18 protein-coding genes, 2 tRNA genes and 1 pseudogene are annotated in these 21,245 nt (G+C 71.4%); 6 read left to right on the top strand and 15 right to left on the bottom strand.

All coding sequences use genetic code 11. The annotated features are described in order from the left end of the window. Positions 1-556, top strand: a pseudogene (locus ACWF41_RS03900) (hypothetical protein); the annotation flags it as partial. Beyond that, the gene (gene pknB / locus ACWF41_RS03895) at positions 557-2,581 is read left to right on the top strand and encodes a Stk1 family PASTA domain-containing Ser/Thr kinase (RefSeq protein WP_380318122.1); all 2,025 of its coding nucleotides are present in this window, start codon (positions 557-559) and stop codon (positions 2,579-2,581) included. Between the two features lie 99 nt (positions 2,582-2,680). Here pknB and ACWF41_RS03890 read toward each other — a convergent pair whose 3' ends face one another. Together ACWF41_RS03890 and ACWF41_RS03885 are read right to left on the bottom strand one after the other, a co-directional pair. Continuing rightward, positions 2,681-3,355, bottom strand: a complete 675-nt coding sequence (locus ACWF41_RS03890; protein ID WP_380327048.1) for an aminodeoxychorismate/anthranilate synthase component II — start codon at positions 3,353-3,355, stop codon at positions 2,681-2,683. A gap of 28 nt (positions 3,356-3,383) precedes the next feature. Next, positions 3,384-4,115: a DUF881 domain-containing protein gene (locus ACWF41_RS03885; protein WP_380327045.1), complete on the bottom strand. Its 732-nt coding sequence runs from the start codon at positions 4,113-4,115 to the stop codon at positions 3,384-3,386. 134 nt (positions 4,116-4,249) lie between these two features. Here ACWF41_RS03885 and ACWF41_RS03880 point away from each other — a divergent pair, with 134 nt between their 5' ends. Further along, a complete protein-coding gene (locus ACWF41_RS03880; RefSeq protein WP_380327042.1) occupies positions 4,250-4,513 on the top strand; it encodes a cell division protein CrgA in 264 nt (87 codons plus the stop codon). Between the two features lie 68 nt (positions 4,514-4,581). Here ACWF41_RS03880 and ACWF41_RS03875 read toward each other — a convergent pair whose 3' ends face one another. After that, positions 4,582-5,292, bottom strand: coding sequence for a rhomboid family intramembrane serine protease (locus ACWF41_RS03875; protein ID WP_380327039.1), 711 nt, complete (start codon positions 5,290-5,292; stop codon positions 4,582-4,584). A gap of 344 nt (positions 5,293-5,636) precedes the next feature. Then, positions 5,637-6,176 (bottom strand): peptidylprolyl isomerase, encoded by a 540-nt coding sequence (locus tag ACWF41_RS03870; protein WP_380327027.1) that lies wholly within the window; start codon positions 6,174-6,176, stop codon positions 5,637-5,639. 93 nt (positions 6,177-6,269) lie between these two features. Here ACWF41_RS03870 and ACWF41_RS03865 point away from each other — a divergent pair, with 93 nt between their 5' ends. The 3 genes from ACWF41_RS03865 (at position 6,270) to ACWF41_RS03855 (ending at position 8,410) form a co-directional block, all read left to right on the top strand. After that, positions 6,270-7,244, top strand: coding sequence for a hypothetical protein (locus ACWF41_RS03865; RefSeq protein WP_380327030.1), 975 nt, complete (start codon positions 6,270-6,272; stop codon positions 7,242-7,244). Between the two features lie 174 nt (positions 7,245-7,418). Continuing rightward, positions 7,419-8,195: a DUF2975 domain-containing protein gene (locus ACWF41_RS03860; RefSeq protein WP_380327033.1), complete on the top strand. Its 777-nt coding sequence runs from the start codon at positions 7,419-7,421 to the stop codon at positions 8,193-8,195. Beyond that, positions 8,195-8,410: a helix-turn-helix domain-containing protein gene (locus tag ACWF41_RS03855; RefSeq protein ID WP_380327036.1), complete on the top strand. Its 216-nt coding sequence runs from the start codon at positions 8,195-8,197 to the stop codon at positions 8,408-8,410. Before ACWF41_RS03860 ends, ACWF41_RS03855 begins: the two co-directional genes overlap by 1 nt. Positions 8,411-8,473: 63 nt before the next feature. On the opposite strand, the gene ACWF41_RS03850 is transcribed toward ACWF41_RS03855, so the two are convergent. The 11 genes from ACWF41_RS03850 to dnaA form a co-directional block, all read right to left on the bottom strand. Then, positions 8,474-8,546: transfer RNA gene (locus ACWF41_RS03850), tRNA-Ala, on the bottom strand. A 33-nt stretch (positions 8,547-8,579) separates the two neighbouring features. Further along, complete coding sequence (locus tag ACWF41_RS03845) at positions 8,580-8,699, bottom strand: DLW-39 family protein (RefSeq protein ID WP_380321021.1); 120 nt, start codon at positions 8,697-8,699, stop codon at positions 8,580-8,582. Between the two features lie 65 nt (positions 8,700-8,764). Continuing rightward, positions 8,765-8,838 (bottom strand) — tRNA-Ile (locus ACWF41_RS03840). A gap of 115 nt (positions 8,839-8,953) precedes the next feature. After that, the gene (locus ACWF41_RS03835) at positions 8,954-9,853 is read right to left on the bottom strand and encodes a DUF3566 domain-containing protein (protein ID WP_380321024.1); all 900 of its coding nucleotides are present in this window, start codon (positions 9,851-9,853) and stop codon (positions 8,954-8,956) included. Continuing rightward, entirely contained in the window at positions 9,853-12,459 is a 2,607-nt protein-coding gene (gene gyrA / locus ACWF41_RS03830; RefSeq protein WP_380321027.1) for a DNA gyrase subunit A, read from the bottom strand. The genes ACWF41_RS03835 and gyrA overlap by 1 nt, the downstream gene beginning before the upstream one ends. 103 nt (positions 12,460-12,562) lie before the next feature. After that, the gene (gene gyrB / locus ACWF41_RS03825; protein ID WP_380321030.1) at positions 12,563-14,704 is read right to left on the bottom strand and encodes a DNA topoisomerase (ATP-hydrolyzing) subunit B; all 2,142 of its coding nucleotides are present in this window, start codon (positions 14,702-14,704) and stop codon (positions 12,563-12,565) included. Positions 14,705-15,010: 306 nt separating this feature from the next. Beyond that, positions 15,011-15,487 (bottom strand): DUF721 domain-containing protein, encoded by a 477-nt coding sequence (locus tag ACWF41_RS03820; RefSeq protein WP_380321068.1) that lies wholly within the window; start codon positions 15,485-15,487, stop codon positions 15,011-15,013. A gap of 112 nt (positions 15,488-15,599) precedes the next feature. After that, positions 15,600-16,796: a DNA replication/repair protein RecF gene (recF, locus tag ACWF41_RS03815; protein ID WP_380321034.1), complete on the bottom strand. Its 1,197-nt coding sequence runs from the start codon at positions 16,794-16,796 to the stop codon at positions 15,600-15,602. A 31-nt stretch (positions 16,797-16,827) separates the two neighbouring features. Then, on the bottom strand, positions 16,828-17,724 hold the full coding sequence (gene gnd / locus ACWF41_RS03810) for a phosphogluconate dehydrogenase (NAD(+)-dependent, decarboxylating) (RefSeq protein WP_380321037.1): 897 nt from the start codon (positions 17,722-17,724) through the stop codon (positions 16,828-16,830). 55 nt (positions 17,725-17,779) lie between these two features. Further along, entirely contained in the window at positions 17,780-18,913 is a 1,134-nt protein-coding gene (gene dnaN / locus ACWF41_RS03805; protein ID WP_380321040.1) for a DNA polymerase III subunit beta, read from the bottom strand. Between the two features lie 630 nt (positions 18,914-19,543). Then, positions 19,544-20,959 carry a chromosomal replication initiator protein DnaA gene (gene dnaA, locus ACWF41_RS03800; RefSeq protein WP_380321044.1) on the bottom strand — a complete coding sequence of 472 codons (1,416 nt, stop codon included), beginning with the start codon at positions 20,957-20,959 and terminating at the stop codon, positions 19,544-19,546. Positions 20,960-21,245: the final 286 nt, after the last annotated feature.

Genomic DNA, 21,245 nt, shown 5'->3' with positions numbered 1-21,245 from the left:
CGCCTTCCCCTCGCGGCGCGACGTGCGCGCGGGCACCCACGACGCCCGGCGCCCGGCCGTCCGCGGTGCCTCGCCGACGGCGGCCGCGGCCCGCGGGCGCGCTGCCGCCCCCGCGACGGCGGCGAAGCAGGAGGCGCGCCGCACGTCGACGTCCACCGGGCGGCGCTTCGGGCCGCTCGGACGCCTCTCGTGGCCGCTGCTCGCGCTCCTCGGGCTGCTGGTGGTGCTGCTGATCGCCACCATGGTGCAGGCGATGGCGGCCGGCGCGGACGCCCAGGCCGCGGCACTGTTCCTCGGCCCCGCCCTCGCGCTGACGGGCGGACGACCCGCGCCCTTCTCGACCCTCCCTGCGACACCTGGCACAGCACCTGGCTCAGCACCCGGCCCGACACCCCGCGCGGCGCTGCGCGACGTGCCGGGCCCGACCTCGGGCGCCGGCGGCGACACGGCGCCGTGCCCGACGACCGTTCGCGCGGGCGTCCCTCCCTACTCTGGGATGATGCTCCGAGACACGCCGCGCGCCGCGCGCGCGGCCATGACCGAGAAGGACGACTGAGTGGTGGACAACACGCCCCGGGTACTCGCGGGCCGGTACGAGGTCGGTGAGCTCATCGGCCGCGGCGGCATGGCCGAGGTGCACATCGGGCACGACACGCGCCTCGGCCGCACCGTCGCGATCAAGGTGCTGCGGTCCGACCTCGCGCGCGACCCGTCGTTCCTGGCCCGGTTCCGCCGCGAGGCGCAGTCCGCGGCGGCCCTGAACCACCCCGCCATCGTCGCCGTGTACGACACGGGCGAGGACACCTTCACGGACCCCCAGGGCGCCACGGTGCCCATCCCGTTCATCGTCATGGAGTACGTCGAGGGCCACACGGTCCGCGACATCCTCCAGGACGGCGCGGCGGTGCCGATCGAGGAGGCCATCGAGATCACGGCGGGCGTGCTCAGCGCGCTCGAGTACTCGCACCAGGCCGGCATCGTGCACCGCGACATCAAGCCCGCCAACGTGATGATCACGCCCACGGGCGCGGTCAAGGTGATGGACTTCGGCATCGCGCGCGCGATGGCGGACTCCGCGGCCACGATGACGCAGACCCACGCCGTCATCGGCACGGCGCAGTACCTGTCGCCCGAGCAGGCCCGCGGCGAGACCGTGGACGCCCGCAGCGACATCTACTCCACGGGCTGCCTCCTCTTCGAGCTGCTCACCGGCCGCCCGCCGTTCATGGGCGACTCCCCGGTGGCGGTGGCGTACCAGCACGTCGGGCAGGCGCCGCAGCGCCCCAGCGAGCTGGCGTCGGACGTTCCCGAGGTGCTCGACCGCATCGTCCTGAAGTCCCTCGCGAAGGACCGCGACGCCCGGTACTCGACGGCCGCGGAGTTCCGCTCGGACCTCGAGACCGCGCTGCGCGGCGGCGACGTGACGGCGCCGCTGCTCGGCGCGGCCGCGGCCGGCGCCGCCGCCACGCAGGTGCTCGGCCAGGGCGGCGCCACCCAGGTGATGGACCCGGCCGGGACGTCGCAGTGGGGCGCGACCGCCGTGCAGCCCTCGCCGGGCGGCGCGCCGCCGGAGGAGGAGAAGAAGAGCCGCAAGGGCCTGATGTGGACGCTGATCGCGATCGGCGCGATCGCGCTGGCCACGATCATCACGCTCATCGTCATCAACTCCGCCGGCGAGGACAACGTCACCGTCCCCACGCTGTCGGAGACGATCACCCCGGCCGAGGCGGAGCAGCAGATCACCCAGGCGGGCCTGAAGTACGCCCAGGAGACCGACGCCGACTCCACCGAGCCGAAGGACACGTTCCTGGGGCAGAACCCCGACGGCGGCCAGCAGGTGGAGCGCGGCAGCACCGTCACGGTGACCTTCTCCGCCGGTCCGGACACGATCGCGGTGCCCGACCTCGCCGGGCTGTCGAAGTCCGAGGCGGAGCAGAAGCTCACCGAGGCCAACCTCGTGCTCGGCAACGAGTCGCAGGCCAACAGCAAGACGGTCGCGAAGGACCTCGTCATCAAGTCGGACCCGGCCAAGGGGCAGGCCGTGGACGAGGGCACCACCATCGACATCGTCGTGTCCACGGGCCAGGTCGACCTGCCGAACCTCGTCGGCATGTCGAAGGAGGACGCGGAGGCCAAGCTCGCCGAACTCGACCTCAGCTCGGACAGCAGCACGGAGGAGAGCGACGAGACGCCGGGCACCGTCATCCGCCAGAGCCCCAACGCGGGCTCGGTGCCGCAGGGCAGCCGGGTGTCCATCGTCATCGCCAAGGAGAAGGCGCCGGAGAAGACGAAGGTGCCCGACGTCGTCGGGCAGCCGGCCGCCGACGCCCAGGCGTCGATGGGCGACTCCAGCCTCAACCCGGTGATCGACTACGCGCCGTCCGACACCGTCCCCAACGGCACCGTGATCAGCACCGACCCGCCCGCCGGCACCGAGGTCGACGCCGGCTCGAACGTCACGGTCGTCGTGTCCAGCGGTCCCGAGGTGGGCGACACCCCGACCGACGAGCCGACGACGACGGAGACCCCGCCCGAGGGCGACGACGGGGGCCTGGGAGACATCCTGGGCGGGGACGGCTGACCCTACCTCCTCGCGGCGCCCGCCGAGAACGAGGAACGCCGGCCGTGACCTTCGGGTCACGGCCGGCGTTCCTCGTCTCGGCGGGGGTGCGGTCTCGCGTCAGCCGGCGGTGTGGACCAGCGGCGCCATGCCGCGCGAGCGCTCGACGGCGCCGGCGTCGCCGCACACGGCGAGCCAGTTGGCGAGCAGCCGGTGCCCGCCCTCCGTCAGCACCGACTCGGGGTGGAACTGCACGCCGTGCAGCGGCAGGTCGCGGTGCTGCAGGCCCATGACGACCCCACCGGCGGTCGCGCCGGTCACCTCGAGCTCGGCGGGCACCGTCTCGGGAAGCACCGCGAGCGAGTGGTAGCGGGTGGCCGTGAACGGCGTGGCGAGCCCCTCGAGGACGCCCTCGCCGTCGTGCTCCACCAGGCTGGTCTTGCCGTGCATGAGCTCGGGCGCGTGTGCCACGGTGGCGCCGTACACCTCGGCGAGGGCCTGGTGCCCCAGGCAGACCCCGAGCATCGGCGTGCGCGAGCGCGCGCAGGCGCGGATGACGTCCTCCGACGACCCGGCCTCCTTCGGCGTGCCGGGGCCGGGGGAGACGAGGACGCCGTCGAAGGGCGCGCCGTCCTCGTCGTGGAAGACGCCGTCGGCGTCGGGCTCGGGCACGGCGTCGTTGCGCACCACGACGGTGCGCGCCCCGAGCTGGTCGAGGTAGCCGACGATCGTGTAGACGAACGAGTCGTAGTTGTCGACCACGAGGATGCGCGGTCCGGGCGCGGTGCTGGTCATCGGGGGCTCCAGGTGGTGGGGCGAGGGGTCACGAGAACACGTCCGTCCCGGCGGGGACCGTGGCGTACTTCATCTCGGAGCTGCCGGTGTACGCGGGCAGCTCCAGCGAGCCGGCGTCCTTGACCGACCACCCGAGGGCGACCCAGTCGACGTACTGCTGGTAGATCGCCACGCCCGGGTCGGCGTCGAGGGACGCGCGGAGCTCCTGCGGGTCGCCGACGGCCTCGATGACGTACGGCGGGGAGAACACCTTGCCGTGCAGCAGCAGGATGTTGCCGGAGCAGCGGAACGCGGACGTCGCCGTCACGCGCTCGCCCTGCAGCGTCATCGCCTCGGCGCCGCCCGCCCACAGGGCGTTGATGACGTGCTGCACGTCCTGCTGGTGCACGACGAGGTCGTCCGGCCGGGCGCCGGAGATGGACTGGCTCGACGCGGGCGCGTCGTCGAGCGCGACCCGCAGCCCCGGGCCGCTCACGGGGAGCGCGCCCGTCACGACGGACTCGTCGGCGACGAGGGTGGCGCTGCGGGTAGGCAGGTCGGCGCCCGCCTTCTTCCCCAGGTCGTCGATCTCCGCCTCGAGCTCGTTCATCCTGTCGGTGAGGTCGGAGACCCGGTCCGACTCGGTGGTGACGAGCTCGGCGAGGTCCTGCGGGTCGCGGCCGTCCTTGGTGTCTGCGAGCTGCGCGCTGGCCGTGAACAGGAGCCCGGACGCGGCAAGGACGCACGCGACGGTCGCGCTCGCGCGCAGTCGACGGTTCATCGCGCCACACACCTCGGTCCCCGGCTGTCCTTCTCGAGCCTGCTGACGACTACGCTAGTCGACAGAATCACCGGCGGTGTCAGGCATCCGGCCTCCGACCGCCGCACCCGCCCGTCCGGACAGGAGCCCACCCCGTGCCCGAGTCGAAGTCCCGCAAGAAGAAGAGCGCCCCGGCCGACCAGGCCGCGACCCCCGCGAAGGCGAAGGCGCAGGGCAACCCGCCCTGGCTCGTGCCCACGATGCTCGGCCTGATGCTCGTCGGCCTCGCGTGGATCGTCCTGTACTACCTGACGGCTCCCGGGATGGGGCTGCCGATCCCGGCGCTCAAGGGATGGAACCTCGCCGTCGGCTTCGTGCTGATCATCGGCGGCTTCGGGCTCACCACGCGCTGGCGCTGAGGACTTCCACGGGTGTAGTTCGTTCCACACCTGTGGACAACCCTGTGGGCAAGGCCCGGTGAGAACGGCTAGAGCCAGCCCACCGAGGCGTACTTCCAGACCGTCGCGGCGACGAGGACGATGGCGACCCCGGTCGGGAGCAGCCAGGCCACCAGCGCGTGCCGCTCGCGCGGTGCGAAGGCGAAACCTGCGCCCAACGCCAGCCCGACGACGAGCCCGCCCAGGTGGGCCTGCCATGCGACGTGCATCCCCGGGAAGACGAAGGGGATCGCCATGTTGATGGCGATCAGCACGAGGATCTGCGTCGCGCTGCGGCCCGTGCGCCGCAGCACCGGGATGATCGCGCCGAACAGCCCGAAGACGGCGCCCGACGCCCCCACCACGGCGGTGTACCAGGAGGCGCCCGCCGGGTCGGCCAGCAGCAGGTAGCCCACCGACCCGGCGATCGCGGACAGCGCGTACAGCGCGACGTAGCGCGCCCGGCCGAACGCCTGCTCGAGGAACGGGCCCACCAGCCACAGCGCGTACATGTTGAACAGGATGTGCAGCGGGCTCCGCGAGTGCAGGAACGCCGCGGTGAGGAACCGCCAGGGCTCGTCGAGCCCGACCGCGGGGGCGAACGCCCACCGCTGCGTCCAGTCCCCGCCCGTGACGAGCTGCAGCACCCAGCTGACGGCGCAGAGCCCCACGATCGTCAGCGTGACGACCGGCCGGCCTCCCCGCACCGTGCCGCCGAACATCGTGCGGGTGCTGGGCGCCGAGCGCGCGGCCTGGTTCACGCAGTCGACGCACTGGATCCCGACGGCGGCCGGGCGCTGGCACTCGGGGCACGTCGGACGGCCGCAGCGCTGGCAGCGCACGTACGAGACCCGGTCCGGGTGCCGCGGGCACACCGGCGGCGCCCCGGCGGGCTGCCCGGACTGCGGGGCGGGGGGTGTCGTAGAGATAGGTCGGCCCTCCAGGAGTCCGTAGCGCGGTCGGGGCCAAGACTCTCGGCGCAGTCGCGTTCACGCGCCCCAGGGGGCGCTCCACTTCGGGAGGGATACAACTGCGCCGAGAGTCTTGGCCCCGACCGCTCGACCTGGTGTCGGTCAGGCGGCGATGAGGCGGCGGTGAGGCCTGCTCAGTCCTCGATGGTGACGCTGTTGATGACGATGTCGGTGACGGGGCGGTCGCCGGGACGCGTCGGGGTGTTGCCGATCTCGTCGACGACGGCGCGCGACTCGTCGTCGGCCACCTTGCCGAAGATGCTGTGCTTGCCGTTGAGCCACGGGGTCGCGGCCGTGGTGATGAAGAACTGCGAGCCGTTGGTGCCCTCGACGGCGCCCGTGACGGGGTTGCGGCGCTTGCCGGCGTTCGCCATCGCGAGGATGTACTTGCCGTCGAACTGGAGCTCCGGGTGGATCTCGTCGTCGAAGGTGTAGCCGGGGCCACCGGTGCCGGTGCCCAGCGGGTCCCCGCCCTGGATCATGAAGTTGTCGATGACGCGGTGGAAGATCACGCCGTCGTACAGGGGGTCGTTGCGCTCGGCGCCCGTGGCCGGGTCCGTCCACGTCGTGGTGCCCTTGGCCAGCCCGACGAAGTTCGCGACGGTCTTGGGCGCGTGGTTCGGCAGCAGCTCGATGCGGATGTCACCGGCGGAGGTGTGGAGGGTTGCGAACATGTCCTCATCCTCTCACCCCTCCTCTCCCGCACCCTCACGACGCGGCTCGCGCGTAGCGCTGCAGGCCAGGGCACCTGGTGGCACAGTGGGTCCATGGTGCGAAAGAACGCGGGCGACAACGCCAAGGACAGTGCCAAGGACCAGGCCGAGAAGCTCGCCGCCAAGGTGAGCGACAAGATCAACGAGATCGACACGGAGAAGCTCAAGGGCTCCGCGACGGAGGCCGCCGCCGTGCTGGTCGACGTCGGTGCCCGGGCTGCGGGCGGCGCCAAGGACGCTGCCGGTCAGGCCAAGGAATGGGCGGAGCCACGGGTCGACAACTTCCTGGAGTGGCTCGTCCCGCGGGCCGAGAAGGCGTGGCGCGAGAGCGTCCTCGCCGCCGCCCCGCGGATCGAGAAGGCGGCCGACAAGGCCGGCCCCCTGGTCGACACGGCGCACGACAAGATCGTCGACGAGTACCTGCCGCGCGTCGTCGCCGCCTTCAACGATGCCGCGACCCGTGCGGGCGAGGCGGCCGGCGCCGCGGGCGCCGCAGCCGCCGACGCCGCGCGCGACGCCGCGGAGAAGGCCGGCCGCGCGGGCAAGAAGGCCGCGAAGAAGGCGGCCAAGGAGGCGGCCAAGGCTCAGGCCGCCGCCGAGAAGGCGGCCAAGGAGGCCGAGAAGTCCTCCGGCAAGGGCAAGGGGATCTTCTGGTTCCTCGCCCTCGCCGGCGCCGCCGTGGCCGGGTACGCCTTCTGGCGTCGTGCCCAGCCGCAGAACGACCCGTGGGCCGAGCCGTGGGAGCAGCAGTCCGGCCCCGACTTCGACGGCGCCGCCCGGGACGCCCGGCACGCCGTCGGCGACGCGGCCGAGGCCGTGGGCGAGGCCGCCGGGCACGCCGTCGCGAAGGGCCGCGAGGCCGCCGAGCGCGCCGGCGAGAAGGCCGCCGAGCTTGGCGAGGACGTCTCCGAGGCCGTGGACAAGGCCAAGGACAAGGCCGCCGACGCCGCGAAGAAGGCCACCAACCGCACGCGGTCCGCCGCCAAGAAGGACGGCGACGCCGGCGAGGGCGAGGGCGACAAGGCCTGACCCCACGCCGTCCCGGACGGCACCGCACCGGACACGAAGGCCCCCGCCGGCACGGCGGGGGCCTTCGTCGTGGATGGCCAGGACCCGAGGTAGTGACATATCGCAACTCGATATGGAAGTATCGCGTCTCGATATGACCCCGTGGTCGATGACGCCCGAGAGGACACCACTGTCATGGCGCGACGCCTGTTTCGGATCGGAGCCTGGCTCGCCCTCGTGGCCGCCGTCCTCACCGCCGCGATGACCGTCACGGCGGGAGTGCTCGGCGTCCTTGCGCTCACGGGCCGCGCCGACTACCCGGCTGACGTCAGCCTCGGGCCGCTGCACTTTCGGGACACGCTCGCGGTCCAGGTGGTCACGGCGTCGCCTGTCTGCCAGGAGTTCGACGTCACGAGCCTCAAGCCGAACGAGTACCCGGACGGTGACTTCTGCTACAAGATGATCCAGGACGGCGGGGACGAACGCTACGACCACGGCGTCGTCTCACAGGACTCCCGCCTCCGAGGCACGGAGGCGGTGCTCTCTGGTGAGATCCGCCTGGCGACCTCCGACGTCGGCTGGAACCCCTGGGTGGCCGCCCAGGTCGTCAAGAAGGTGATCGTCGGGGCCGTGATCGCCACCTGGCTCGCCCTGCTGTGGCGACTTCTCGCGGCCGCGGCCGCGGGGGACGCGTTCAGCGCCCGCACGGTGCGTCTCCTGCGCGCCCTGGGCTGGCTGACCATCGCGGCCGCCGTCCTCGCGCCGGCGTTGGACCACTTCACCGGCGCGCACCAGCTCGGGGGGCTCCACTTCGTGGGATGGGGCGAGCCGTTCCTCGAACCGGTGGGCACCCAGGGCTACCCCGGCGGCGTGAGCTTCGTCCAGCTCGCCCTGGGCGGCCTGGTGCTCCTGGTCGCGGAGATCTTCCGCCACGGCGCGGAGATCGAGGACGAGCGCAGGCTGACGGTCTGATGGCGATCGTCGTCCGGCTGGACCGGATGCTCCTCGAGCGACGGATGACGCTCACGGAGCTGGCCGACCGTGTCGGCATGACCGTGGCGAACCTGTCCATCCTCAAGACCGGCAAAGCGAAGGCGGTCCGGCTCGCCACCCTCGACGCCGTCTGCCGTGAGCTCGGCTGCCAGCCGGGCGACCTGCTCGAGCACGTCGACGGCCCGGGGGACTGACCCGGCGGGTACGCCGAAGGCCGCCCACCCGAGGAGCTCGGGTGGGCGGCCTTCTGCCGAGAGTGGAGCCAAGGGGACTCGAACCCCTAACCCCCTGCTTGCAAAGCAGGTGCGCTACCAATTGCGCCATGGCCCCGGGCGACCCGCGGGGCGGGCAACGGGGAGAGGCTCAGTCGATGGTGTCGGTGACCTCGGACCACAGGTCCCGGTCTGCCGTGTCCTCGTTGAGCCGGCGCCAGACCAGGTAGCCCGCGCCGAGCGCGAGCAGGAGGACGAACAGCTTCTTCATCATCTGCCTCCTCGTCACGACCGCCAGGCCGTGCGTGTCGGGCCCGGGCCTGGTGTGGCCTGGAGTGGGGCTAGGAGGACTTGAACCTCCGACCTCTTCCTTATCAGGGAAGCGCTCTAACCGTCTGAGCTATAGCCCCGAGCGCGCTCCCAGCGGGAGCGCGTGCAGCACGGAACATTACCGTACGCGGTGTCCCCGGCCCAAACCGGGAGCGCCCTCACGTGGTGTGACGTCGGTCCCGGCCGGCGCGGGGGTCACTCGTCCGTGAGCGTGAGGTGCACGCCGCCGACGAGCGCGGCCGTGATGTTGTACAGGATCGCCATGATCGTGGTCAGCGCCGTCATGAGGACGACGTTGACGATGGCGATCAGCACCGACAGCGACACGACGCGGTCGAACTTCACGAACTGCATGAGGTTCACGGCCTGCGGGCCGATCGTGTCGCTCATGAAGGCCTGGATCGTCGCGAACGTGCCCATGTCGTTGAGCACGTACCAGACGACCATCGTGGCGACGACGGTGATGAAGCCGATCGCGACGGAGAGCAGGAACGCGAGCTTCATGATCGACCACGGATCGACCCGCGAGACCGACAGGCGCACGCGACGGGGCCCGGTGCCCGCCGCGGCCCCGACCATCGGCGACGCCGCGGCGGGTGCCGCGGTCGGCGCGGCGGTGCCGTGCACCCCGCCGGCGGAGTAGTGCATCTCCGGGCGCGGCTCGGCCTGCTCGGGCTTCGCCGCCGGGGCGGAGGCGCTCCCCGTGGGCTCCTGCTCCTTGGCGGCGCCGTCCGGCATGACCGACTGGACCTTCTTCGCGGCGCTGCGCGCCGCGGCGAGCGCGGCGGCCGCGGCCTTGACCGCGCCCTCCTTGACGGGCGACGCGGGCTGCGGGGAGGTGGCCGGGGCGGCGGGAGCCTCGGGGGCAGGCGCCGGCACGGCCGCCTGCTCCTGCGTCGTCTGGAACGACGCCGGGGCCGCGGTCGAGCCGCCGCGCTGCGCGGCCGCGCCACCCACCGTCACGCCACGGGACGTGGAGCCCGGCGCGGGCGGAGGCGGGGGGACGGGGGCACGACGGTGCGTGGCGTCGTCGATCTCGGGCCCCCGCACGGGAGGCGCCGACGACGCCCTGGTCGACGCATGGTTCTCCGTCATCAGTCCTCGTCCCCGCTCGTGGTCGGCTCGTCGGCGGCCTGCTCGTCCACGCTAACCGACTCGTCGTCAGCACGACGCTCGACGTTCCGGGCCACCGCGATGATGCGGTCGCCGCGGTCCGGCTTGGCGAAGGTCACGCCCTGCGTGGTCCGGCCGGTGAGGTTCACCTCCGCGACCGCCGAGCGCACGATCTTGCCACGCTCCATGATGACCAGCACCTCGTCGTCCGGGTCTGTCACCAGGGCCCCCACGAGGTCTCCACGAGCCTCGACCAGGTTGGCGACCTTGATGCCGAAGCCGGCCCGGCCCTGGACCCGGTACTCGCCGACCGCGGTGCGCTTGGCGAAACCGCCCTCGGTCACGACGAACAGGTCGGTGCCCGGCGTCACGACGTCCGCGTTGAGCAGCTCGTCGTCCTCGCGGAACTTCATGCCGGTGACGCCCGACGTGGCGCGGCCCAGGGGACGCAGCGTGTCGTCGTCGGCGGGGAACCGGATCGACTGGCCCTTGCGCGACACGAGGATGAGGTGGTCGTCCGCGTTGACCAGGCGGGCCGCGACGAGCTCGTCGGGGTTTCCCTGCTCGTCCTCACGGAGGTTGATGGCGATGAGCCCGCCCGAGCGCGGCGAGTTGTACTCGCCGAGGCGGGTCTTCTTCACCAGGCCGCGGCGGGTCGCGAGGACCAGGTAGTCCGCGGCCTCGTAGTCGGGCAGGTCCAGAACCTGGGCGATGCGCTCGCCCGGCTGGAACGCCAGCATGTTCGCCACGTGCTGGCCCTTGGCGTCCCTGCCGCCCTCGGGCAGCTCGTAGCCCTTGGCGCGGTAGACGCGGCCGAGGTTCGTGAAGAACAGCAGCCAGTGGTGCGTCGTCGTCACGAAGAAGTGCTCGACGATGTCGTCCTCGCGCAGGGCGGCGCCGCGCACGCCCTTGCCGCCGCGGCGCTGCGCCCGGTAGCTGTCGGACCGCGTGCGCTTGGCGTACCCGCCGCGCGTGATGGTGACGACGACCTCCTCCTCGGGGATGAGGTCCTCGACCGACATGTCGCCGTCGAAGGGCAGGATCGTGGTGCGGCGGTCGTCGCCGTAGCGCTCGACGATGTCGTCGAGCTCGTCCTGCACGATCGTCCGCTGCCGCTCCGGCTTCGCGAGGATGTCCTTGTAGTCCTCGATCTCGCGCTGCAGCCCGTCGTGCTCGTCGATGATCTTCTGACGCTCCAGCGCGGCCAGACGGCGCAGCTGGAGGGCGAGGATCGCGTTGGCCTGCTGCTCGTCCACGTCGAGCAGCTCCATCAGGCCGGAGCGCGCCTGCTCGACGTCGGGGGAGCGGCGGATGAGTGCGATGACCTCGTCGAGCGCGTCGAGCGCCTTGAGGTAGCCGCGCAGGATGTGGATCTGACGCTCGGCCTCGGCCAGCAGGTACTCGGTACGGCGGCGCACGACCTCGATCTGGTGCGTGGTCCAGTGCCGCACGAAGGCGTCGAGGCTGAGCGTGCGGGGCACGTCGTCGACGAGCGCCACCATGTTCGCGCCGAAGCTGAACTGCAGCGGCGTGTGCTTGTACAGGTTGTTCAGCACGACCTTGGCGATGGCGTCGCGCTTGAGCACGATGACGAGGCGCTGGCCGGTGCGGCCCGACGTCTCGTCCCGGATGTCGGCGATGCCGGCGAGCTTGCCGTCGTTGACGAGGTCGGCGATCTTCGACGCCAGGTTGTCCGGGTTGACCTGGTAGGGCAGCTCCGTGATGACGAGGCAGATCCGGTTCTGGATCTCCTCGACGTTCACCACGGCGCGCATCGTGATGGAACCGCGCCCGGTGCGGTACGCCTCCTCGATCCCCTTGGTCCCGAGGATGGTGGCGCCGGTCGGGAAGTCCGGCCCCTTGATGCGCAGCATGAGCGCGGCGAGGAGCTCCTCGCGCGACGCGTCGGGGTTCGCCAGGTGCCAGCGCACGCCCTCCGCCACCTCGCGCAGGTTGTGCGGCGGGATGTTCGTCGCCATACCCACCGCGATGCCGGCGGAGCCGTTGACGAGCAGGTTCGGGAAGCGGGCGGGCAGGACGACAGGCTCCTGCGTGCGGCCGTCGTAGTTGTCCTGGAAGTCGACGGTGTTCTTCTCGATGTCCCGGACCATCTCCATGGCCAGCGGGGCCATGCGGCACTCCGTGTACCGCGGGGCGGCGGCCGGGTCATTGCCCGGGGAGCCGAAGTTGCCCTGGCCGGCGACGAGCGGGTAGCGCAGCACCCAGTCCTGCACGAGGCGCACGAGCGTGTCGTAGATCGCCGTGTCACCGTGCGGGTGGAACTTGCCCATGACGTCGCCGACGACGCGCGAGCACTTGGAGTACGCGCGGTCGGGGCGATATCCGCCGTCGTACATCGCGTAGAGCACGCGGCGGTGCACCGGCTTGAGGCCGTCCCGCACGTCCGGCAGCGCCCGCCCGACGATGACGCTCATCGCGTAGTCGAGGTAGCTGCGCTGCATCTCCAGCTGCAGGTCGACCTGGTCGATGCGGCCGTGCTGCACGGCGACCTGGCCGTCCGTCGTCTCGAGCGCCTCGTCGTCCGGGGCGCCGTCCGTCATGTCGGGACCGGGGGTCTCGTCCGTCACCGTCTACCTTCTTCCTGTCCTGCGCCGCCGGGGCGCGGGTTCCGTGTCCTCGAGCTCGATGTACAACAGCAGTCGCACTATCTGTACGACGCTGTCGGACCCGCTAGATGTCGAGGAATCGGACGTCCTTGGCGTTGCGCTGGATGAAGCTGCGGCGGGACTCGACGTCCTCGCCCATGAGCACCGAGAAGATCTCGTCGGCCGCGGCCGCGTCGTCCATGGTGACCTGCAGCAGCGTGCGGTGCTCGGGGTCCATCGTGGTGTCCCAGAGCTCGGTGTAGTCCATCTCGCCGAGGCCCTTGTACCGCTGGATGCCGTTCTCCTTGGGGATCCGCTTGCCGGCGGCGATCCCCTCCTTGAGGAAGGCGTCCCGCTCGCGGTCCGAGTACACGTAGTCGTGCGGCGCGTTCGACCACTTGAGCCGGTACAGCGGCGGCTGCGCGAGGTACACGTGGCCGTGCTCGATGAGCGGGCGCATGTACCGGAACAGCAGCGTGAGCAGCAGGGTGCAGATGTGCTGGCCGTCGACGTCGGCGTCGGCCATGAGCACGATCTTGTGGTACCGGAGCTTCGAGATGTCGAAGTCCTCGCCGATGCCCGTGCCGAACGCCGTGATCAGGGACTGGATCTCCTGGTTGGAGAGCGCCTTGTCGAGGCGGGCCCGCTCGACGTTCAGGATCTTGCCGCGCAGCGGCAGGATCGCCTGGTTGTGCGGGTTACGACCGCGGACGGCCGAACCGCCGGCCGAGTCGCCCTCGACGATGTAGACCTCGCAGTCCTCGGCCCGGTTGGACTGGCAGTCCTTGAGCTTGCCGGGCATCCCGCCCGAGCTGAGGATCCCCTTGCGGCGCGTGGCCTCGCGAGCCTTGCGGGCCGCGATGCGGGCCTGCGACGCCTGGATCGCCTTGCGGATGACGTCGCGCGCCTCGGTGGGGTGCGCGTCGAACCAGTCCACGAGCTTCTCGCGGACCACGCGCTGCACGAACGTCTTCGCCTCGGTGTTGCCGAGCTTCGTCTTCGTCTGGCCCTCGAACTGGGGCTCGCCGAGCTTCACGGAGATGACGGCGGTGAGGCCCTCGCGGATGTCGTCACCCGTGAGGTTGTCGTCCTTCTCCTTGATGATCTGCTTGTCGCGCGCGTAGCTGTTCACCAGGGTGGTGAGCGCCGCGCGGAAGCCCTCCTCGTGCGTGCCGCCCTCGGTGGTCGAGATGGTGTTCGCGAAGGTGTGCACCGACTCGCTGTACGAGGTGGTCCACTGCATCGCGATCTCCACCGAGATCTTGCGCTCGGTGTCCTCCGCCTCCACGTCGATGATCTCGGGGTGGACGAGCTCGGACTTCTTGGCGGCGTTGATGTGCGCCACGTAGTCCGTGAGGCCGTTGTCGTAGCGATAGGTGACCGTGCGGACGGGGTTCGCGGCCATCGGGTCCGTGGTGCCGTCGGCAGCCGTGACGCCGTCGTCGGCGGCGGGCTTGCCGGCCACCTCGTCGTCCGCCACGGCATGGCCGGCACGCTCGTCGCGCAGCGTGATCTGCAGGCCCTTGTTGAGGAAGGCGTACTGCTGGAAGCGCGAGCGCAGCGTCTCGAAGTCGTAGTCGGTGGTCTCGAAGATCGACCCGTCGGCCCAGAAGGTCTGCGTGGTCCCCGTGGCCTCGCCGTCGGCGAGGGGCTCCAACCGCTGCACCTCGGTGACCGGCTCGCCGCCGTCGCGGTACTCCTGCTGCCAGTGGTAGCCGTCCCGCTTCACCTCGGAGACGAACCGCGTGGACAGCGCGTTGACGACGGACATGCCCACGCCGTGCAGACCGCCGGAGACGGCGTACCCGCCGCCGCCGAACTTGCCGCCCGCGTGCAGGATCGTCATGACGACCTCGAGCGTGGGCTTGCCCTCCGTGGGGTGCATCGCCACGGGGATGCCGCGGCCGTTGTCGCGGACGCGGACGCCGCCGTCGTCCAGGAGGGTCACCTCGACGCTGTCGGCGTGGCCGGCCAGGGCCTCGTCCACAGAGTTGTCCACAATCTCGTACACCAGGTGGTGCAGGCCGCGTTCACCGGTGGAGCCGATGTACATGCCCGGGCGCTTGCGGACGGCCTCCAGGCCTTCCAGGACGGTGATGTTGCCGGCGTCGTACCCGCTCCCCGGTCCGGTGGCTCCGTCGGCGGCGACAGCATCAGGACGGGGGGTGTCGGTTCGGTCTGCCACAGGCGGAGCTGCTCCTCGGTCGTCGTGCACGCGCCGGCGCATCGTGCGGTGTTGCGGGCGACGCGGCGCTCAGGTTCCGGGCACGCACCCGACCGAGCCGTGCGAGAGAGGTCGGACCACGACCCGGAATGACCGTCCCAGTCTACCTGCCGGAGGCAAGGAAACGGCGGATTGACGCCGTTGGGGAGAAGTTCCGCACACGTTGTCCACAGGCGGGCGGCGACCCTCGTCGCGACTCGTTGTCCACAGGCTTTTCCCCAGCCCCGTCCACATCCTGCGGGGTGCACGCCCTCAGGGCGGTCTGCCCGGCTCCCGCCTGCCGGCGAGGCCGATGCGCCGCGCCCGGAATCAGCCGAACGTGTCCCGTGGGCCCGGCCCGCGCACGGACCGTCGCCCGCGACGGAAGCCCGGACCTGCCGGGCCCAGCACCGTGACCTGCTCGACCACACCCTCGCCCACCTCTTCGGCCAGACGGCGCAACAGGGTGGGGACGAGGAGCCGCACCTGCGTCGCCCACGCCGTCGAGTCCGCGCGCACCACGAGGACCTTCTGCTCGAACGTCTCCGGCTGGCAGTGGTCCGCGACCTGGTCGCCCACGACCTCCCGCCACCGGCCGATGACACCCCCCACGGAGACGTCCGCCGTCCAGCCCTTGTCGCGCATGAGGCGGCCCACCACCTCCGACAGCAGCTGCGGGTCGCGCGCGCCGGGCCCCTGGCCCGACATCCGAGGTTCCGCGAGCGGGGAGCGGCGAGCCGGCGAACCGGGACGCAGGCCCTTCGCGCGTGCGGCGGCCTTCGCCCTGTTCAATGCCTCGCGGGCCACGGCCGACGGTGGCGTGAGCTCCGTGCGGTCGACGACGGGGCGCGGGTCTGCGTCGGGACGGGCACGAGGGGTGGACGGGCCGTCGTCGGGGTCGTCGTCCACAGGGTCGTCCTCAGCCCGCACGACGCACCTCGCCGGGCGTCACCTCGAACCGGGCGCCCAGGAGCCCCTCGGGCACGTCGCCGGGCACCGCCGCGGTCACGAGCACCTGCCGCGCCGGCGCGACCAGCTCCGCGAGCCGCTCGCGACGGCGCACGTCCAGCTCCGCGAACACGTCGTCGAGGATGAGCACCGGGTCGGCGTCGGTGTCGAGATCCGGGTCCCAGAACGCGGAGTCGGGCACGTGCTCCGGGTCGTCACCACCACCGAGCAGGCGGTACGACGCCAACCGCAGTGCCAGCGCGAACGACCACGACTCGCCGTGGCTGGCGTATCCCTTGGCGGGCAGCCCGCCCAGGGTGAGCACCAGGTCGTCGCGGTGCGGGCCTACCAGGCTCACCCCGCGCTCGAGCTCCTGCGGGTGAGCGTCGGCCATCGCCGCGAGCATCGCCTTCTCCAGGTCCGCCGCCGTCGGGAGCGAGCCGGTGCCGTCGCCCGCCTCGGGGACGCTCGAGCGGTACGCAAGCTCGGCGTCGCCGTCCGCGTCGCTGACCTGCTCGTACGCCGCGGCGACGTGGGGACGCATCGCCTCCACGAGGGCCAGCCGCATCGCGAGGACCTGCCCGCCCAGCTGGGCGGCGCGGGCGTCCCACACCTCGAGCGTGCCGGTGTCCACAGCCCCGCCCCCGGACCTGCGGACGCCGCGCAGCGACTTGAGAAGCGCGGACCGCTGCCGCACCACCCGCTCGTAGTCGCTCAGGAGCCCCGCGGCACGGGGGAGGAGCTGCACCACGAGCTGGTCCAGGAACCGACGGCGGCCGTCGGGATCACCCTTGACGAGGGCCAGGTCTTCCGGCGCGAACAGCACCGTGCGCAGGATCCCCAGGACGTCGCGCGCCCGGCCCAGCTGGCCGCGGTTAACCCGGGCCCGGTTCGCCTTGCCTGCGGTGATCTCCAGCTCGACGGTCGACGCCCGCTCGCCCCGCACGATCCTCGTGCGGACCACCGCCCGCTCGGCTCCGGCGCGGATCAGCGGCGTGTCGTTCGCGACCCGGTGGCTGCCCAGCGTCGCGACGTACCCGATGGCCTCCACCAGGTTGGTCTTGCCCTGCCCGTTGCGGCCCACGAACGCGTTGGGGCCGGGCTCGAGCTCGACGTCGACCGCGGCGTACGACCGGAAGTCCAGCAGGGACAGGTGCGAGACGTACATCAGCGATCTCGACGGCCGGCGACCGGCCGGGTCACTGGGCCGGCTTGACCGCGTGCCCGCCGAACTGCTGGCGCAGCGCGGCCACGGCCTTCATCGCGGGCGACTCCTCCTGCCGGGACGCGAACCGGGCGAACAGCGCCGCGGAGATCACGGGCAGCGGCACCGCGTTGTCGATCGCCTCGTCGACGGTCCAGCGGCCCTCGCCCGAGTCGTCGACCCAGTCGTCGATGGCGGCCAGCGCCGGGTCCTCCTCGAGGGCCTTGACCATGAGGTCCAGCAGCCACGACCGCACGACCGTGCCGCGCATCCACGCCTTCATGGTGCCGTGGACGTCCGTCACGATGTCCTTCTTGGCGGCGAGGAGCTCGTAGCCCTCGGCGTAGGCCTGCATGAGGCCGTACTCGATGCCGTTGTGCACCATCTTCGCGAAGTGCCCCGCGCCGACCGCGCCCGCGTGCACGAAGCCCTCCTCGCGCGGCCCCTCGGGGCGCAGCGCGTCGAAGACCGGCATGAGCGCCTCGACGTGCGCCGCGTCGCCGCCGCACATGAGGCCGTAGCCGTTCTCGAGGCCCCAGACACCGCCGGAGACGCCGACGTCGACGTAGCCCACGCCGCGCTCGGCGAGCTCCGCCGCGCGCGCCTGGTCCTCCGGGTAGTGGGAGTTGCCGCCCTCGACGACGACGTCACCCTCGCCGAGCAGCGTGCCGAGCTCCTGGACGACGCCCCGGGTCGGGTCGCCGGCCGGCACCATCACCCACACCACGCGCCGGTCGGCGGGCAGGGCGGCCACGAGGTCCGCGAGCGACGCCACGTCGGACACCTCGGGCCGCGGGTCGTACCCCGTGACCTCGATGCCGCCGCGGCGCAGACGCTCGCGCATGTTGTTGCCCATCTTGCCCAGACCGACGAGTCCGATGTGGCTGACCATGGGTACCTCCGGGGGTGGGGCGAGACGAGGGTGCGGGCGAGAGGGCTGGCGCCCGTCAGCCGGCGAACCGGATGGGCACGAGCAGGTAGCGGTACTCCGACGAGTCCTCACCGTCGAGCGACTCCTGGCCGGTGAACTCCACCGGCTTGTTCGGGTGGGTGAAGGAGAGCCGGACGAAGTCGGTGCCGAGCGCGCCGAGCCCGTCGAGCAGGAACTGCGGGTTGAACGCGACCTGGATGTCCTCGCCGACCAGGACGGCCTCGAGGGCCTCCGACGCCTGCGCGTCGTCGCCCTGCCCGGCGTCCAGCACCACCTGGCCGTCCGTGAAGGACAGCCGGATCGGGGTGTTGCGCTCGGCGACGAGGGAGACGCGCTTGGCGGCCTCGATCAGGGGCGCGGTGGCGACGACGGCGTGGATCGGTGTCGCGTCCGGGAACAGTCGGCGCACGGGCGGGTAGTCGCCGTCCACGAGCTGCGACGTCGTGTGGCGGCCGCCCGCCTCGAACCCGATGAGGTCCACGCCCTGGCCCGTGGAGAGGCCCACGTTGACGAGCCCGCCGCCCCCGCCGAGAGACTTCGCGACGTCGGTGAGCGTGCGGGCGCGCACGAGGGCGACCGCGGAGTAGCCGGGGGTGGCCGGCGTCCAGGTCAGCTCGCGCAGCGCCAGGCGGTAGCGGTCGGTGGCGATGAGGGTGATGCGCTCGCCCTCGATCTCCATCCGCACGCCCGTGAGCAGCGGGAGGGTGTCGTCGCGGCTCGCGGCGACGCTCACCTGCGCGACGGCGTGCGTGAGCGCGTCGCCGGTGACGGTGCCGGAGAGCTCCGGCATCTGCGGCAGCGTCGGGTAGTCCTCGACGGGCATCGTCAGCAGCGTGAAGCGCGAGGCACCGCAGGTCAGCACGACCTTGGTCCCCTCGAGCGTGACGTCGACGGGCTTGTTCGGCAGGGCGCGGGAGATCTCGGCGAGGAGGCGGCCGGAGACCAGCACGGTGCCCGGCTCGGAGACCTCCGCGGGGATCTCGGCGCGCGCGGAGACCTCGTAGTCGAAGCTGGACAGCCAGATCGTGCCCGCCGTGTCCACCTCGATGCGGACGCCCGCCAGCACGGGTGCCGGAGGGCGCGTGGGGAGGGTGCGCGCCGTCCAGGTCACGGCCTCGGCCAGGACGTCACGCTCAACCCGGAACTTCATCCCACTCCTCGCGTTGTCGACTTGTCGCCGATCGATGGGCGGTCGAGGGTTCCGTCGTGACCCGGTGGGGGCCCGCCGACGTGATCCGACCTGCCTCGTCGTCCGAGCCAAACCCTACGCGAGACGGGGCCTCTTCGGCACTCGCGCGGAGGACCTGTGCTGTGGGCGGGTGCGCAACGCCGGCCGGCCTGATGAAGGTGTGGGGAATTTCTTGATGATCAGACGTTAGTCATCGTCATAGGGGTTGTGGATTCTGGGGACGAGCGATGTTTCCGCAGGTCAGAGGCACATCAGGCATGTGGAGGCCGTGGGGGCAAGTCTGTGGACGACGACTTGTGCCTGTGGGCGACCGATTCGATACCCACAGCCGTCCACCGATCAGGGTGTCGTCGTCCACCGATTTGGACTGTTGGTCCACATGCGTCCACAGCTTTGTCCACAGGTGTGCATCGCGCTGCCTGGGGATAACGCCCAGTTGTCCACGATGTCCCTCCACAGGGATGGGGACGATGACGACGGATCGGCGGTCTGGTGCGGCCGAGCCTGTGGGCGGTGATGTGGAGAAACGCCTGCGGGCCCGGTCCCACACCCTGTGAAGAGCGTGGTCGGGCCCGCGAGGAGCGTGGACGGTCAGCCGCGGTGCTGCTGCTTGATGCGGCTGGTGAGCTCAGTCACCTGGTTGTAGGTGGAGCGTCGCTCCGCCATCTGCCCGGCGATCTTCTTGTTCGCGTGCATGACCGTGGTGTGGTCGCGGCCGCCGAACTGCTGGCCGATCTTGGGCAGGGACAGGTCGGTGAGCTCGCGGCACAGGTACATGGCGATCTGCCGCGCCGTGACGAGGACGCGGGAGCGGGAGGAGCCGCACAGGTCGTCGATCGTGAGGCCGAAGTACGCCGCCGTCTGGGCGATCACCATCGACGGGGTGATCTCCGCCGTGTCGTCGTCGGTGATGAGGTCCTTGAGGACGATCTCCGCGAGGGCGAGGTCCACCTGCTGGCGGTTGAGGTTCGCGAACGCGGTGACCCGGATGAGGGCCCCCTCCAGCTCGCGGATGTTCGTCGAGATGCGCGAGCCGATGTAGCTGAGGACCTCCGCCGGCACGTCGAGACGCTCGCTCGCCGCCTTCTTGCGCAGGATCGCGATCCGGGTCTCGAGGTCCGGGGGCTGCACGTCCGTGATGAGGCCCCACTCGAAGCGGGACCGCAGCCGGTCCTCGAACCCGTTGAGCTGCTTGGGCGGGACGTCGGACGTGATGACGACCTGCTTGTCCGCGTTGTGCAGCGCGTTGAAGGTGTGGAAGAACTCCTCCATCGTCTGTTCCTTGCCCTGCAGGAACTGGATGTCGTCGATGAGGAGGACGTCGACGTCGCGGTAGCGGCGCTGGAACGCCCCCGCGCGGCCCTCGCCGATGCTGTTGATGAAGTCGTTGGTGAACTCCTCGGAGTTCACGTACCGCACGCGCACGTGGGGATAGAGGTTGTGCGCGTAGTGCCCGATGGCGTGCAGCAGGTGGGTCTTGCCCAGCCCCGAATCGCCGTAGATGAACAGGGGGTTGTAGGCCTTCGCCGGGGCCTCGGCCACCGCGACCGCCGCAGCGTGGGCGAACCGGTTGGACGACCCGATGACGAACGTCTCGAAGATGTACTTCGGGTTGAGCCGGGTCGGCTCGGCAGACTGCTTCGGGCTCGGCGGGAGCGGCGGCGCCTCGGGCTCGTCCGGGACACCCGGCTCCGGGGGAGCGGAGTAGTCCTGGGAGGGGCCGGTGAGGGTGTCGCTGCTCAGCTCGGGGTCGACGGTGATCCCGAACCGGATGTCGCGACCGAGCGTCGACGCCATCGCGGACACGAGCTGGTCGCGGACGCTGGTCTCGAGGTAGGCGCGGGTCTGCTCGTGCGGGACGGCGATGAAGACGGTGTCCTCGAGGATGGCCATCGGCTTCGCCAGCTTGATGAAGGCGAGCTGCCGGGCGGACATGTCCGGCCGTGCCTCGAGGGTGGCGAGCGTGTGTGCCCAGACATCGGTGATGTTCTCGTCCGGCTGGGCCACGGGCGTCGTCCTTCTGTCGTTCTGGATGGGCAGCGGGTCGCGAGTCTGCCACGCCCAGACTCCGTCCACAGCGTTGTCCACATGCTGTGGAACCTGTGGACAATGCTGTGGGTGACGACCGTACCGGGGCGGGAGGCGCGACGTCGCGCCGTGGTGCGTGAGGTCCTCCACATCGTAGCCACCGGGCGCGGCGGGACGCCCCCGGGCGGGTTTGACCTGAGGGGCCCGCACGGCGTAACGTCGGACAGCCGTTCCAGGTCCTTTCGCGCGCCCACAACTGGGCTGC

This window comes from Isoptericola sp. NPDC055063 (genome assembly GCF_053608125.1).
The sequence above is the reverse complement of the archived record's forward strand: the minus strand, read 5'-3'. Positions and strand labels throughout refer to the sequence as shown.